The sequence below is a fragment of the Shewanella sp. SM71 genome (assembly GCF_025653905.1).
GTDB lineage: Bacteria > Pseudomonadota > Gammaproteobacteria > Enterobacterales > Shewanellaceae > Shewanella > Shewanella oncorhynchi.
Window position 1 is genome coordinate 179,512 of the sequence record NZ_JAKKRW010000006.1, and the last position, 16,025, is coordinate 195,536.

Consider the following 16,025-nt stretch of genomic DNA (forward strand, 5'->3'; position numbering starts at 1 on the left):
TGAAGTGCCAAGATTGTAGCATACAAAATGTCGCGAGCAGGAAGAATGGATAACAGGGCTGTTGGCTGTTAATGCAAGAAAAACAACGCTACAGAATAGTAAACCGCAAAAGCTAAATACCATCTTGGCTCAGTAAGATTTCAATTCGTCTTTTACTTAATAAACATATAAGAAGACGCTAACCTATCTCAACCCTTACTACTTTCAGGGATCAGCATCTCAATACGTAATCCCTGATTAGGCACAGAGAAGAGTGACACATTACCATTCAGTTTTTGTGTGATCAGATTATAAATAATCGACATCCCCAAACCTGTTCCGCCACTCTGCCTTGCGGTGGTGAAAAAAGGCTCAAATGCTTTGGCTTTCACTTCATCGGACATGCCTACGCCATTATCTTCATAAATCATCTTGATCTGCGAAGCCACTTTTTCAACCACTATCACAATTTGCTTATCACCGACAAAATCATCGGGAAAAGCATGGCGAAAACTGTTCGCGACTAAGTTAGTGAAAATTTGTGCTATCGCACCGGGGTAAGAATCAATAAAAATATTATCGTCAAGTTCAACTTTTAAAGTGATATTTTTCTTACGCATCAAGGGTTTTAATGAACTAAATATTTGAAAAATGTAATTCTTCAGATTAAAGCGCTCGCGTTCCAGTATCGATTGGTCTGCTGCAGTGCGCTTAAAGTTATGCACCAGTTCTGCAGCACGGGAAAGATTACGCTCAATTAAACATAAACCATCCTGCATTGTATTGATAAAGCTGACAAATTTATCCTCATCGAGCTCGTTTTTCTCAAAGAGTCCTTTCAATAGGGATAACTCATCCAAACAATGGGTCACGGATGTGACAGCTATGCCAAGGGGGGTGTTCACTTCATGGGCAACACCTGCGACTAAGCTGCCTAAGGCAGCCATTTTTTCATTTTCAATTAAGTGTTTTTGGGTTGATTTCAAAGTCGATAATGCAGTTTCTAGCTCTGCGGTACGCAGCTCAACTTGATGCTCAAGATCGGTATTAATGAGCTTGAGCTGTTGTTGATATTCAATGATCTCTTTAGCACTCATGGCTCGACCAAAAAGGTCGGCCAGTGCCGAGGCAAAGGCCTTCTCATCCCGAGTCCATTCCCTCGCCTCGCCCTGATGTTCAGAACAAATAATCCCCACCATTTTGCCGTGGTGACGAATAGGACTATCCAACAAAGAGCTGATCTGATTCGGTTTAAGATAGGTTTCGACAAATTCTTTAGTGGCGGGATCCGTTTGCGCCTTATTGGCGACAATTGTGCGCTCATTGTCGAGCAGGCTAAAGTAATGGGGAAACTGCGCGCGAGTGAGCACTAACGCTTCTTGTGGTTGCTGATTGTCGAGTGAATAATAACAAGTGATGCTCTGATTATCCGGACTCAACAACCAAATGCCCGCCCGAGAGATCAGTAATCCCTTACAAATTGAGCTCACGATAAGTTGTGATGCTTGAATGAGATCACCCTCATCAATAACCTGAGACTTACTGACATCAAATAAAATTCGATCAAGCATTCGGGTCATAGCGGCTCGTCCGGAATATGAATATGTAGGGAGGCAAACACATCTAACAAATCAAGGCTGGCTTCACATAACATGGGATCAAACTGTTTACCAGATTGCGCTAAGATGTACTCGCGCACCGCCTCAACAGACCATGCTTCTTTGTAACTTCGCTTGGAAAGCAAAGCATCAATCACATCAACAATCGCCATCAGGCGACCTTCAATAGGAATGTCTTCCTGCGATAGCCCACGGGGATAACCTTGCCCATCCCAACGTTCATGGTGAGTATAAGCAATTCTAGCGCCCATTTTGGCAATGATACGATTTGAGCCAACCAACAGGTTATAACCCTTCTCTGCGTGGGTTTGCATAATCGCCCATTCCTCGGCGTCGAGTTTACCGGGTTTATGTAAAATACTCTCAGGGATACCGATTTTGCCTACATCATGAAGTGGCGCCGCATAACGAATAGTTTCGATAAAGTCTGCTTTCATACCAATGGCAATCGCGAGCATTTCTGTCATGCGCGCTACGCGGCGCACATGGGCTCCAGTTTCCTTACTGCGCTGCTCAATGGCATCTCCAATGATTAAAATTAGCTCCCTTTGTGTCTGCTGCACATTTTCACGGCCCGACAAGTTCTCAAAGGTTAAGCTCACATTTGCCGCAAATAGCTCAAGAATGCTGACTTGAAAATCCGTTAACTTAGTGTTGTGTTGTAAATATAAAATACTGGTGACATGTCCACTAAGCTCATAAAATCCAACATAAATATTGTCACGGATCAGCGAGGTTTTTAGCGCTATCGCTTCAATAATATGCTCCCGCACATCCCCTGGCAGAGTCTCAACGCTGCCACCTTCAAAGTAACTGATCATATCTCCCGTGGCGGCCAGCAGATTCATTTGAGTATCGAGGTAAAGGTCTTGATGATAACTCGTGAGATAAAGAGCCGAGCTTTCAAGATTGAGCAGCTGCAAGGTCTGTTCGAGCACTGCACTACCAAAGTTATGCAATGTATGGCTCTTAAGTACAGAGGTGGAAGCAGCAATCACTTTCTCCATCCCCTTTTGGCTTTGCTCGATAATTTTTATATCGCGATAGGAGCGCAATGAGGTGTACACACAAGACTTAAGCCGAGCCGCGGTGAGCTCTGTTTTAGCTTTATAATCATTAATGTCAAAATCCCGAATAACTTGCTCTTCAGGTGCTTGCCCTGGCTGGCCCGTACGTAAAATGATGCGGGTACTGTGGTTATTTAATTCAGTGCGAATTTTTTGGACTAACTCTAAGCCTGCATGATCGGTTTCCATGACGACATCAATAAAGGCCAAGGCGATATCTGATTCAGTTTGAAATAATGTTAAACCTTCAGTAGCGCTGTAACAGGAGTAGAACTGCAAGACTCGATTATCTAAGGTCAGATTTTTTAGCGCAAATCGAGTTACATCATGGATCCCAGGTTCATCATCAATAATGGCCACCTTCCAAATGCCTTGTTTAGGCTTATGGGATGTATCTTCGATAACATCAGCACTTTTCTTAAATAACGCCACAAAACCACCGTTTACGATGAATAGTTACGTTTTAGTATAGATTCAATCTTGAAAGTGACTAGTTTCAAAGGATAAATTATCATCCCATTAATTACCGCTTAGGACTAACAACTAACATAGTGGCCACTTAAAACCCACACAAAAACAACTTAAGCTATTGTTATAAAAATAGAAATAGCAAAAGTTAGCCTAACCTAGCCTTGGCGGGTATGATGAGTGCACTTAATGCATAATTCCCAAAATTTCTATTGGAGCTACTATGAAAAAATCACTATGTTACATCGCACTGCTGGCTTTATTCACCACTGCTTGCTCAGAAGCCCCAAAAGAAGAAACGGCAGTCAATACAGCCCAAGCTCAAACAGAAGCGGCAAAATCCATCCCAGTAGGTGATACCAGCCAAAACTCGCTCGATTGGGCTGGTAGTTATGAAGGCGTATTGCCTTGCGCCAGTTGTGAAGGAATGCAAACCCTAATCACTTTGCAAGCTGATAATAGCTTTGTTCAAGAAACAGTTTATTTAGGTAAAGATGAAAAGATTTTAAAACTGATGGGCAAAGTGACATGGGACGAACTGGGCCAGAAAATCACCCTAGAAGATGGTACACAATATTTGGTCGGTGAAAATCAGTTGATCATGTTAGACACTGAAGGCAAACGGATCACCGGCGAACTTGCTGCAAATTATGTGTTAAAAAAGAAAGGTCTATAAAAGCAGAGCTGGCAGCTAGCACTCAGCTGCGGTATTAGATTATGAATAACGGCGGCTTTGTACTTAACGTAAGAGCAAAGCCTCCGTACCGTTATCCATAAGTCACACAGAAATGTTCTGCAATCGCAAAGCCATGCTTTAGAAGTTGTGAAGCTAAGAAAACCTTCTTAACCAATAAAGAGGTGATTTTGAATAACAGCATACAACTGATCCGCTATCAAGATTGCCCATCAACGCCATGGAAAAATGGTGGTGGAAGCACAAAACAGCTACTCATTTCCCCCATCAATGCCGAACTTACTGAATTTGATTATCGGATCAGCATTGCAAGTATTAGCAGCAACGGACCTTTTTCATCATTTATTGGCATAGACAGGCAACTGGTCATTCTGAAAGGTGATGGTGTTGAACTCAGCATCAATAGTCATGAAAGGACAAAACAGATAAATGGCCTTGGAGCTGGAGAAAAGACATCAGGAAATACAGATACAACTGAGTATAAGCGACTCACACCCACAGATAGCCCATTCTGCTTTACAGGTGAAACCTCAATAACAAGTCAATTATTAGGCAGTGATGTTATTGATTTCAATGTCATGACCAAACGCGGCGCATTTAAAGCGCATACGCAAAGGCTTAGCTTTGATGACATATTTATCGAAGAACAGATTACAACCTCAAACAACTATCCAAATGAACTGCAAAAAACTGGAGCTTACGTCCCTATCATCCAAATACTTTGCTGCTTAGATACCATGACATGGGAGCACAATAGAAAGCTTATCGAGATCATGCCCTATGATATTCTCGTTTTACAACAAGGCGATGGTATAAGGTTAAAAACAACAAGACCAAGTAGACTACTTAAAGTATCTATTACTGTCTGCAAGCCATAAAGCGAGGGAGTGGTTACGAACTTCCTAAGTAAATCTCAAGTCCAGTGTACAACCGCAAGATAACAAAGTTCATTAGAGATATCAATATTATATAAGCAACGGCATGCCTGTATGTACGTTATGCACAATTAACTAGACCCACTTATCGGGATATTAAAAAGCTCATAATTATTGGTGCAGTTAGTGAGAACTATCGGTATACCATAGGTGCAATGCCATGCGCTAATAAAAAGCTCCGCCGATGCCTTGCTCGTCAAGATAAGATGTTAAAAACTAAAATGCCAATTCAACTGAATTGGCATTAGAAAACTAACTATCTATAAAACTATCATCACTTACGGATCCAAGTTAAAAGTTGCCATACATTTGATAAAGCCCAATTGTACGCTACGAAAATAGCTAAAAAGGTTACAAACATAATCCATTCGGGAATATGTATAATTTCGGCAGCAATACCCAAAACAGCAAGAAATAAAGAAGCTAATGAAATACGAATTAAAGTCTGTTTACGGTTGTACCCTGCACGCTCAAAAATATGGTGTAAGTGATCCCGGTCTGGCTTAAAGGGAGACATCCCCTTTTTCACTCTTCTATACATAATTGCAGTCATATCCATTAAGGGTATCGCAATCAAATATAAAGCAGTGACAGGTGAAAATACTGAAATGTTAGGTTGAGTGCCTATAACCAGCATCCAAACTACAGTTAAACCAATTAACATACTGCCAGCATCACCCATAAAAATCTTTTGCAACGAACCAAAAGGCCAACGCAAATTAAATAGTAAGTACCCCAAAATTGCGCCAATAAACAGTAAAGGTAGCATAAACCAGCTATTACCAGCCCAGTAAAACAAAAAAGCTAAAGATGAAAAAGTCACTAAACTCAGCATACCCGCTAAACCATCAATACCATCAACCATGTTAAAAGCATTAATAGCACCAATTACGGCTAAAATAGTGATAACAACACCGACATAGCCTAATTTAAGCTCAAAAAAATGTAGAATATGACCAAATGATGTTAAATATAATCCCGCACCAAAAATCAAAATTGATGCAGTAATTACTTGTGCAGCCATCCTAATCCTAACTGAAAGATCATACTTATCGTCAAGAACACCAAGAAAGAGGATTAGTGCCGCAGAAATCAGATATAGGTTTAAAATTTGACTCTGTTCTATAAAAATACTAGAAACAAGCAGAACGCTACAATAGATAGAAATGCCGCCAATCAAAGGGATAGCACCAACATGTAACTTACGTTCATTAGGCAAATCAACCAAACCGACCCGTTGAGCAATAGGGTTAAACACTTTAATCGCAACACACGTTAAGCAAAAAACAGTTAAAAACGGTATGAGGTATTCCATAAATCTCTTCCTTAAGCCAAATACAGAATTATTCAGATGACTTTAAAAATATGACAACAGATTATAGCAGTATTGACTTCAAGCCATAAGTAATCAATGAAAAAATTTTACACCAAAAAAAACAACAACTTAAGGTCGGTAGCATACAAAGAAGCCTAGGAACACCCTATAATACCTACAAAAAACACAAGGAAGATTGATAGTTCCTCACTTATTCCTCACCTAAAATATTTTTATTTCAAACTTTATAAAAATTTAGGAGATTACAGGTAACACACTTACAACAATAAATTACGATTGCAAAGAATCCCCTTTCTGGGAAGACAGCTTGATTTGCCCCAAGAAGGGGCGATTCAACAATCAACAACAGAACTGACTATAGGATAACAATAGAAAAGCAGTACTTTCTAAACTTATTTTAAATAATCCAATAATAGGTTGTATACTCCATCAGCTTGCTCAGAATCAAGATCAGAAAAAGCATGTCCAGATCTAACTAAATAACACTTCCCAACACCAGCCCTTTTCCCGGCTATAATATCTGAAATTTTATCTCCAAATAAAAGACTTTTATTCATATCAATATTTAAAGATTCTTTAGCCTTTAGCAACATACCGGGATGAGGTTTACGACAGGTACAGTCAGTTAAATATATACCAATACCATGTAGAGGGTGGTGAGGACAATAATAAACAGCTGCAACATGAATATCTTGAATTGCTAATAAATCTAGATAGTGTTGAGTCAATAAATAATATTGTTCCTCAGTATAGAAACCTCTACCTATACCTGCCTGATTCGTCACAATCACAATAGCATAACCCTGTGAAATAAATTTTTTTAACGCTTCAAAAGTACCATCAATAAACTGAAAATCCTCAGTCTTATATAAATAGTTCTTTTCAACATTAATTACTCCATCTCGGTCTAAAAATACTACTTTCATGAGTAGTCACTAACTAATTTATAGTAATCGTCAGGAACACCAATATCGATAAAAGCCGCAGAAACAGTAGTAACCTCCACTTGTAAGGAAGAAATTAAAGCTGGTAAAACATCCACTTCAAAAGAAAAGCTTTTTAAATTAGGTGGAATTACATCAAAGGAGCTACGTTTCACATTGTAAATCCCTGCATTTATAACACCAGGCCCAGTATTCCCTTTCTCAAGAAAAGAAATAAGCTTATCACCTTTAAAGGTGACACCACCAAATCTAGCTCTATCATCGACTTCAATTGCGAGCATTTTCACTTTTGATTCGACATGTAGAAAATCAAGAGTGTCGTTAAAAAAATCACCAGTAATTAAAGTGTCACCATTGACTACTGCTGCTTGGTCTATATTACACATGTCCATAGCATAGCGAATAGCCCCGCCAGTTCCTAACTGTTCATTTTCAACAATGCACTGATATGTAAAATTTTGACTACATGAACTTGAAGCCAAATAGCTAATGACTACTTCAGCCTTATAACCAAGAGATAAAATAAAATGTTCAAAACCTTTAGCGACTAGGCTCTCTAGTAGTATTTGTAAAAAAGGCTTATCGCCTACTGGAGCCATACATTTTGGAACATCAGCTAAAACACTTCGAAGTCGAGTACCTAACCCGCCAGCTAAAACAATACAAGTCTTACTATTCATTTATATTATTCCGGCTTAAGGTGCGAAAACATCTCCAATTCAACATGCTGACACAACATATGTCCAACCGTGATATGAACCTCTTGAATCCGAGCTGTATGTAGTGAAGGAACTTTAATAGCAACATCAACCAAATTCTCTAATTCACCACCTGAACCACAAAGAGCCACGGAAGTAACGTTTAATGATTTACAAACGTTAAATGCAGCGAGGACATTCTTTGAAGTACCAGATGTAGTGATACCGACAAACATATCACCAGCTCTTGCTTGAGCCTCTAGTTGACGCTTAAAAAGATTCTCATAACCATAGTCATTTCCAATAGCAGTGATCATTGAGGTATCGGTAGATAAAGATAACGAAGGTAAACCAGGGCGATCAAACTCAAATCTACTAACAAATTCAGCCGCCAAATGTTGTGCATCAGCAGCACTACCGCCATTACCAGCAAAAATAACTCTGTTGCCTCGCTTCACAGTCTCAACCATCAACTCACCAACAGTCACTATTGCAGACAATAGAATCTCATCATTCAGAACGGACTCTTTAACTCTAATTGAATCTAAAATTCCCTTTTTCAATCTTTCTAATTGCTTTTCCATGATTTAACTCCGCTCTCTACAAATTTAAATGAAAAAAACTGACCACTAAAATGACTTAATGCTCTAACAACATTATTTCTATTTTCTGGAGACACAGCGATCATCATAAATCCGCCACCTCCAGCACCAGAAATTTTAAGTGAAGACGCCCCTGCTAAAACTGCAGCTGAAGCAATCTCATCTATATATTGATTACTAATTCCAGATGCAGCACTTTTTTTAGCATTCCATGATTGACCTAACACTTCTAAAAAAGTAATAACATCGCCTTTCAGTAGCAACTCTTTCATTTTAACAGCAATTGTTCGTATCTCATGCATTGCATTCAATGCAACACCATCAATATGTTTTGTGGCTTCAATTTGCTGTTCAATAATTTTAGCTGACTCTCTTGATTTTCCAGTATGATATAGAAGCAATCGACTTTCTAATTCTAACTTTATATCTTCTTTTATTCTCAATGGATTAACAATTACATTATCATTCTCATGAAACTCCATGAAATTAAAACCACCAAATGCCGCTGCATATTGATCTTGTTTACCACCAGACATATTACAGTCAATACGTTCGATTTCATAAGCTAAGTGTGCAATATCATATTCACCAAGAGGAAGTGACAATAGCTCTTGATAAGCCTGTACAAGTGCAACAACTAAAGCAGATGATGAACCAACGCCGCTACCCGGTGGAGCGTCAGAATAAGAAACAACATGTATCGACAGAGGCTTTCCATTATTAAATTGATCTATAATTTTGTTATATACAGCTCTATGCAAAATTAATGAACCAGATAATTCAAACTCACGACTTAAAGGCAAAACCTCTTTAACATTAAAATCAGTTGCCTCAAAGACAACTTGTTCTTCATTCAAAAGTCTAATATGAACATGAGTAGATAATGAGATTGTAGCATTTAGGACTAATCCTCCAAATTGATCACTATAAGGGCTAACATCCGTCCCACCTCCTGCAAGCCCTAACCTTAATGGTGCTTTACTATGCACTACTCTCATTATTACCTCAAAAATTTATTAATAGTATTTATATAAATATTAGCAGATGCAGACCATGTATAAGATTTCACTATATAGTCTCTTGCATTTCTTTCAAGTTTCACTCTTAAATCTTCATCGCCAATTATTCTAATTATTTCTTCACTCCATTGTTCTGGAGTATCCGCAACAATCAAATCACTGCCATAGTGTAAATCATTCATTGGTTTCGCAGCAAGAGGACTAACAATATTTGCGACCCCTAAAGCCATAGCTTCTAAAACCTTATTCTGAATACCACCACCTGTCACCATAGGTGCAATAGCTACTTTCAATCCAGACAACAATAGAAAAGGGTCATCCATAAATCCTGTAACAATAATGCTTTCTGATGCTAAATTCAAAATTTGCGGAGTAGGCTTGGCGCCTATAATATAAAACTTCACATCATTAGGGAGTAAAGGAATGACATTATGAACAAACCATAAAACAGCATCAATATTGGGCTGATAGTCCATTTTTCCAATAAATCCAACCGCTTTCTCTTTAGTAGATTGAATGGTATAGTCAATTAGACTTTCATTTACACCATGAGGAATCCATACAAGATTGCTCTTACACTTAAAATTATTTAACTCCTGCTTATTAAATAAGAATACTGCATCAAACTCTTCAGCAATTACTTCCTCATACTTAATTAAAAACTTAGATTCAACGTAGTAATAAGCGGCCATTATTTTTGATTTTACATGCTTGTAAGAGCGTGCGTAATTTTGCCCTATACTATCTGCCATATCACAAACCTTAGGCTTTTCTAACATCCTTACATACTCAGATGTACGAACAAGAGTAGAAAAAAGAATATCACACCCTAAGCTTTGTGTATTAACATACTCTTTTACATCCTTGAAATAATACAAGCTAACTTGTAGTGGTTTAGGTAAATTTAAAATACCAAACAAAAATGACTTAATAAAGTCCCATTTATTTTTTGTAAAAACTTTATTTTCACCTACAGAGTCAAGGTAAGATTGGGCTTCAATTGATACAGGCTCTGAAGTTATAACAACAAGATGAATATCATAAGTGTTTTTAAGTTTATTCAATAAATTAAAATTCTTTGCTCTATCCCCTCCAACTGGCGGGTATGGAATACGTGAGCAGATAAATAACATTTTTTTCTTCATATTGTATTTTTTTTCGCAAAATAAAAGTAAAAATAGAAAAAAGTAAATAATGTAGCTAAATTAGACGATATAGTTACAGAAATCATTGATTGCCAAGGTGATAGTTCCTTGAACAAAATAAGCGTAGCGATTGGAATAACCAACCATAAAGCATTTTGAAATAATGCATAATGTGACTTACCATTCAATAATAAAATAGCAGTAAAAAATGCGACAAAAGGAGCAATGAAGTTTGACATTGACAACAAGTAAAAATTAGCCAGAGAAATAGATTCATCCCCTAAATAAAACCAGTAACACAAAGGATAAATAAAAACAGCAATGTAGTAGACTATAAATAGTCGTTTATCTATATCTTTCCACGAAAAATTTGCATTAGATATAAAAGGTCTAATAAGCATAGCCATGAATAATGAAGGAACACCTAAAACTATTTGATATGAAAAAATATTTCCGTAAGAATGACTGTCTATCATATTACTAATAAAACTATTCAAGACAGTATCTTTTAGAATTGGGAATCCCCAATAAAAAGAAAATAAAACTAATTCAAAAACTGGTATTGATTTTACCTCTGCTACAGTAGAGATTGCAATTTCTTGTACTGCAGATGTTGATCTACTACTAACAATCATCAGTAAGAGATAAAACACTTCCCTTAGTATAAAGATTGTATAGATAACATACACACTTAAATGTTCAAGTAAAAAAGCTAAGAGAATCGATATAAAAACAAATAATGAAATTATTGATTCTGCTAATGAATTATGGGCAAGCCCCTTACTTTTCTCAATGGACAGTCCAACAGAAGAAGATATACTTGAAAAGCCGAGGCTAAATAACATTGTAGTTATGACGAAAAAACTATAGTCAAGCATATCCATAACGCTAATAGGCAAGAAAATCAATATTAAAACGAAGTATTGATATGTAAAAACTTTCAATCTGGCCCATTCTGAATATTTATTTAAAACACTAACTAAAGTTGCACTTCTACCAACCCCAAGCAGTACATTACAAAAAAAAATCACTGGCATTAAATGCAAAACATCAATTGCTTTACTTTGTTGTGCTAACAATACAATAAAATAAGGTATGCCAATATTTAAACCAGAGCGAAGCACCCAAAAAAAGATTGATTTAGTCACTTAAAACCTTAGACACACTAGCCAACTGTGTATTCCAACTGAAATTAGAAGAAATAACTTCTATATCGCTATATATTTTTTCAGATATTGAAACATTATCAATAAGAAATCTAAGTTTTTCTGCCAGATGTTCTGTGTCTTCAGAGTCAAATAAACAATATTTAGCATTTTCTTCAAGGACTTCCTTATAAACAAAGGACACATCAGAACAAACAGGAATAACATTGCAACATATAGCTTCAACAAATGAAAGAGGACTACCTTCAAATAAACTTGGTAATACGAAATATTGTGACTCCGAGTATAATTGAAATAATTTTTCTTTACTTTCAACATTACCCAAAAAAGATATTGGATAAGAACTAATAGAAAAATCACTCTCCATCAACTGTAACCAACTTTCATCATATGGACCAACAATAATCAAGTTGTAGTCTGAATGTTGTTTAACAAGTTTTATAAATGCCTGAATTAGATACTTAACACCTTTTTCTGGCGCTGAAACTCTGCCAACAAAGATTATTTGCTTTTTTCTATCGAAAAAACTTATCTTTTCTATCGGATATAAAGCCGGACAATTATAAGTAACAAAAGTTTTATCTTCGCTTCGTTTTAGTTTATTAACTAGCCATTTTTTGCCCTCTACTGTTTCTACAGAAAGGTAATCAATAGCCCATGGCATAAGGTAGTGGTAGAGAAATCTAAAGAAAAATTTTAGACGACTATCTTGAAGTAAAAAATTATCTCTCTCAATCTTTCTGCTACCTAAATCGGCTTTTGAATATACAACACCTTTTTTTCCCTGCAACATTTTAAAAAATTTAAATGTTGTCGCAGTAACAAAGGCACCGATACCATAGTACATCACCATGATAGCGTCACAATCTTGGGCTGAGCGATAGCCTCCCCACAAACTAAAAAAAACAGAAGGTTTCAAGCTCATATACAGTTCATTTTTTATCAATGCCTTTGAGGTAGCATTAATACCTTTTGGGTAAGAAACGGTGCGATCAGCAAGCCTATAATCACTATTACGAGTATAAACCCAGAGGGCTTTACCAGTAGTTTCTGATAATGCCTTAGAGACTTGTGCGACATCTCTTTCATTATGGATATCAAACATGTACTCAAATACTAAACCAAATCTTTTTTTCATCATCTAATTTACTTGCGCAGCAGCAAGATCTCCATATACAACCAAAGGCACAGGATCTGAGAATAAAGCGAAATTAAAAGTAAACTGTGCATAACTAGGATAATCCATCGCTTTTTTAACACTAACTAACGTGAATAAAAGCATAAATACAATTGCAGCAGTCATTTTTCTTAATGTTCGATCAAATTTAAACTCTTCAACTACCGTGATAATTGCAAGTGATAATATCATAATTAAGGCTGGCTTAAAGTAAGTCCCAATACGGTTAAATATATAAACGTGAAGTGCACAAACCGTAATGAAGGAAAATATAATTAATGAATTTGCCATTACTCTATTAATTAAATTATTTTTATCTAACTTTAAATTACACAGAAAGCTAAAGAAAATTATACACAAAGCGAATATCCTATCTAAACCACCTAGATCCGCTGCATAATCTGGGTCTGTTAAGTAATAAGCATAGGCAGGGTTCGCTACTAAAAAAGAAATATATGACAACGGATTGAAAAAAATGAGTACAAATATTCCTAAAAAAATGACAAACACAACATTCTTGGGAACATTCCACTTTAGTAACCAATAAAGAGGAAATAAAATCACTGCACTCATATGAAAAAGAGATGCTAAAAATACCGCTAAAAAGTAGGAGTACAATCGATTTTCAATAATATATCGAATAGCAAAAACAAATATCGCAGTGGCAATTAATTGCCTAACAATGTTTAACGATGCAACATAGAGGAAAGGTAAATAAAGCAAGGATACAGTAAAAAATAACAGTCCGTTATTTCGACAAAGATATTTAAATCCCTGATAAAAAAAATAGCTTGTTAACAATGCTGATATAGCAAATTGTAACTGGGCTTGGCCGCCAATAGCCATAATGAATTTAGCAAGATAGACATATAAAATCTCCCCGTTTTGCTCGATATATATTGGTTTCCCATTGGCCGCATTTAATATATCAAATATATAGTAATAATTATAAAAATCTGGTCCTACAAAAAAACGAAAAGCAGCGACGAACGTAATAATAGCCCAAGGGATATAATATAACTTGGGTTTTAATACTGCTAATAGAAAGCAATAAAATATGGAGATCACTAATATAAAATGCATTCTATGGTTTCATTCTTAATCCGGCAAAAAATGATTTCTGACGAAGCCTATATTCAGCTTTACCTTCGCCTTTTAGAAATAACCTTAAAATATATTCCGCTTGATTAACAAGATAATGATATAAACGAGTATACACAGGAGCAAACTTTTTTATCATATAAATACGATTTCTGGTACTCATCTGAATTGAAAAAGGCGAGTTAAGTCCGCAAATACTACTAACTTTGTGCCATAAAGACATATCCGGGTCATATATAAGCGGTACGCCGGCTAATTTGGCTCGAATGCAAAAATCGGTATCATCACAATAGACAAAATATTTCTCATCCATAAAGCCAATTTTTTCAAAAACAGAAGATTTAATTAACATGGCACATGTTGGTGAATAATCAATAATTTTACGAGTATTATTTTGATTATTATTAGTCTCATTAAGGCCAAGGTGTTTAGCACCATAACCACGCCATAATTGTAACTCACCGCCAGCGCACCAAATAATATTGGGTTTGTCATGATAATAGATTTTAGGCACAAGTATTTGGTCATTATGTTTAGCCATACTGTCAGCTAGTGAAGAAAAGAACGTTGACTCAAATGTTGTATCATTATTAAGCAACAAAACTGCATCACAGCCGTCTTCAAGTGCCTGCTTGATCCCTTGATTATTACCTTCTGCGACACCTACATTAACCTGATTATTAATTAAGCTGATGGCATTATTTTGTGACTGGGCAAAAGCAATTTTTTCAAGGGTTTGATCTGATGAAGCATTATCTACTACATATAGATGATAATTGGAACTTGTTTGTAGCTGCACAGATTGAAAAAAATCATCTAGAACTTCGGCGCCATTGTAAGTAACAGTCACGACGCCAATTTTCAATTTACTTGGGTTCATCTAATCAACCTTTATCCATTCTGCACGATCGAAATCGTACCTCTTAATTATTTTAGCTGGAATACCTGCTGCAACACAATAATCTGGAATATCTTTAGTTACAACAGAATGTGCAGCAATAACAGAGTTTTTACCGACATTGGCGCCGATTATAGAAACATTTTCACCAATCCAAGAACCACTACCAATTTTTACTTTATTTTTCACTATGATGGGCTGTTCTTTAATTGGTTTTGAAATATCATTATAATCATGGAGATTATCTGAAATATAAACCTTATCAGCAATCAATACTGAATTTCCAATAATGATTTCATCAAAGCAAACGAGATGAAGTAATCGACCAATATAAACATCATCACCGACAATTAATTGGGGACTCTTATTTACAGAGGTGTCAACCATAAGCCAAGCAAACTCAGATATGCCAGTTCTACTACCAATTGAGATATTTGCATGTCCACTAATGCGAGTAGAACTATAAACGTAACTACGTATTCCGAGATGTTTAAATCTATAACAATTTAAAATAATCCATATTGCAATTTGAAAACGCCTGCAACCTTTTTCAAATAATTCAAACACTTTTATTATCCTGGACATTAAATTTATTAGCTAAAATTATAATTTCATCAACTGATAATATGCTGTAATCAATACTCATTAAGTACTGAATATTTTCATCAGAAAATCTTGATGATATTACTCTTGCAGGACATCCAGCGACGATCGTATATGGCATAACATCTTTAGTTACAACAGCTCCAGCTGCTATAATTGCACCTTGTCCAATAGTGACTCCATCTAGAATCATACAGCCTCTACCACACCAAACATCATCCTTAATTATTACTGTTTCAAAATCTTTATAATTTGAATCAAAAGGGAGTAAACGGTGAGGTAAAATAGTTTTATCTGAAAATAAGGCTGGTGATGTACTGAAGTATGATATTGGATGTTTACCCATCCCAATAATCACATCCTTTGCAATAGAGCAAAATGAGCCTATCTCTGCATTAGATACATCTGCAAATCCAGCAAAATAAGTATACCTTCCAACCTTAGAATTAACTATCGATGCCTTAGAAAATAGAATTACCTTTTCACTAAATTTTACATTTTTACATTTTAATTTATAAAATTCAGAACGAATTATATAAAAAAAATCTAACATTCTCTTTTTTAATGTTCTCAT

Annotated in this window: 16 protein-coding genes; 2 read left to right on the forward strand and 14 right to left on the reverse strand. The window is 36.1% G+C overall.

Annotation, left to right across the window (positions count from 1 at the left end; genetic code table 11):
* Nucleotides 1-188: 188 nt before the first annotated feature.
* Both L5L97_RS08005 and L5L97_RS08010 read right to left on the reverse strand, forming a co-directional pair.
* Complete coding sequence (locus L5L97_RS08005) at nt 189-1,559, reverse strand: GAF domain-containing sensor histidine kinase (RefSeq protein ID WP_263181615.1); 1,371 nt, start codon at nt 1,557-1,559, stop codon at nt 189-191.
* A complete protein-coding gene (locus L5L97_RS08010; protein WP_263181616.1) occupies nt 1,556-3,097 on the reverse strand; it encodes a DUF3369 domain-containing protein in 1,542 nt (513 codons plus the stop codon). The genes L5L97_RS08005 and L5L97_RS08010 overlap by 4 nt, the downstream gene beginning before the upstream one ends.
* Nucleotides 3,098-3,356: 259 nt before the next feature.
* Between L5L97_RS08010 and L5L97_RS08015 the strand changes: the two genes are divergently transcribed.
* Together L5L97_RS08015 and L5L97_RS08020 are read left to right on the forward strand one after the other, a co-directional pair.
* Nucleotides 3,357-3,809 (forward strand): copper resistance protein NlpE, encoded by a 453-nt coding sequence (locus L5L97_RS08015; protein WP_131523116.1) that lies wholly within the window; start codon nt 3,357-3,359, stop codon nt 3,807-3,809.
* A gap of 188 nt (nt 3,810-3,997) precedes the next feature.
* Complete coding sequence (locus L5L97_RS08020; RefSeq protein ID WP_263181617.1) at nt 3,998-4,705, forward strand: HutD family protein; 708 nt, start codon at nt 3,998-4,000, stop codon at nt 4,703-4,705.
* 331 nt (nt 4,706-5,036) lie between these two features.
* Here the strand turns inward: L5L97_RS08020 and wecA are convergent, their stop codons facing one another.
* The 12 genes from wecA to L5L97_RS08080 form a co-directional block, all read right to left on the reverse strand.
* Entirely contained in the window at nt 5,037-6,077 is a 1,041-nt protein-coding gene (gene wecA, locus L5L97_RS08025) for a UDP-N-acetylglucosamine--undecaprenyl-phosphate N-acetylglucosaminephosphotransferase (protein ID WP_263181618.1), read from the reverse strand.
* A gap of 413 nt (nt 6,078-6,490) precedes the next feature.
* Nucleotides 6,491-7,024, reverse strand: coding sequence for a D-glycero-beta-D-manno-heptose 1,7-bisphosphate 7-phosphatase (gene gmhB / locus L5L97_RS08030; RefSeq protein ID WP_263181619.1), 534 nt, complete (start codon nt 7,022-7,024; stop codon nt 6,491-6,493).
* On the reverse strand, nt 7,021-7,722 hold the full coding sequence (locus L5L97_RS08035; protein WP_263181620.1) for a sugar phosphate nucleotidyltransferase: 702 nt from the start codon (nt 7,720-7,722) through the stop codon (nt 7,021-7,023). The genes gmhB and L5L97_RS08035 overlap by 4 nt, the downstream gene beginning before the upstream one ends.
* 5 nt (nt 7,723-7,727) lie before the next feature.
* The gene (locus tag L5L97_RS08040) at nt 7,728-8,324 is read right to left on the reverse strand and encodes an SIS domain-containing protein (RefSeq protein ID WP_028761147.1); all 597 of its coding nucleotides are present in this window, start codon (nt 8,322-8,324) and stop codon (nt 7,728-7,730) included.
* Nucleotides 8,309-9,340, reverse strand: a complete 1,032-nt coding sequence (locus L5L97_RS08045) for a dehydrogenase (protein ID WP_028761148.1) — start codon at nt 9,338-9,340, stop codon at nt 8,309-8,311. The genes L5L97_RS08040 and L5L97_RS08045 overlap by 16 nt, the downstream gene beginning before the upstream one ends.
* A 2-nt stretch (nt 9,341-9,342) precedes the next feature.
* Nucleotides 9,343-10,506 carry a glycosyltransferase gene (locus L5L97_RS08050; RefSeq protein ID WP_263181622.1) on the reverse strand — a complete coding sequence of 388 codons (1,164 nt, stop codon included), beginning with the start codon at nt 10,504-10,506 and terminating at the stop codon, nt 9,343-9,345.
* Nucleotides 10,503-11,654 (reverse strand): hypothetical protein, encoded by a 1,152-nt coding sequence (locus L5L97_RS08055; RefSeq protein ID WP_263181623.1) that lies wholly within the window; start codon nt 11,652-11,654, stop codon nt 10,503-10,505. Before L5L97_RS08055 ends, L5L97_RS08050 begins: the two co-directional genes overlap by 4 nt.
* On the reverse strand, nt 11,647-12,813 hold the full coding sequence (locus tag L5L97_RS08060) for a glycosyltransferase family 4 protein (RefSeq protein WP_263181624.1): 1,167 nt from the start codon (nt 12,811-12,813) through the stop codon (nt 11,647-11,649). Before L5L97_RS08060 ends, L5L97_RS08055 begins: the two co-directional genes overlap by 8 nt.
* A complete protein-coding gene (locus L5L97_RS08065; RefSeq protein ID WP_028761152.1) occupies nt 12,814-13,932 on the reverse strand; it encodes an EpsG family protein in 1,119 nt (372 codons plus the stop codon).
* A 1-nt stretch (nt 13,933) separates the two neighbouring features.
* Nucleotides 13,934-14,830, reverse strand: a complete 897-nt coding sequence (locus tag L5L97_RS08070; protein ID WP_028761153.1) for a glycosyltransferase family 2 protein — start codon at nt 14,828-14,830, stop codon at nt 13,934-13,936.
* Complete coding sequence (locus L5L97_RS08075; RefSeq protein WP_263181625.1) at nt 14,831-15,415, reverse strand: acyltransferase; 585 nt, start codon at nt 15,413-15,415, stop codon at nt 14,831-14,833.
* Nucleotides 15,408-16,025, reverse strand: coding sequence for a CatB-related O-acetyltransferase (locus L5L97_RS08080; RefSeq protein WP_049821769.1), 618 nt, complete (start codon nt 16,023-16,025; stop codon nt 15,408-15,410). Before L5L97_RS08080 ends, L5L97_RS08075 begins: the two co-directional genes overlap by 8 nt.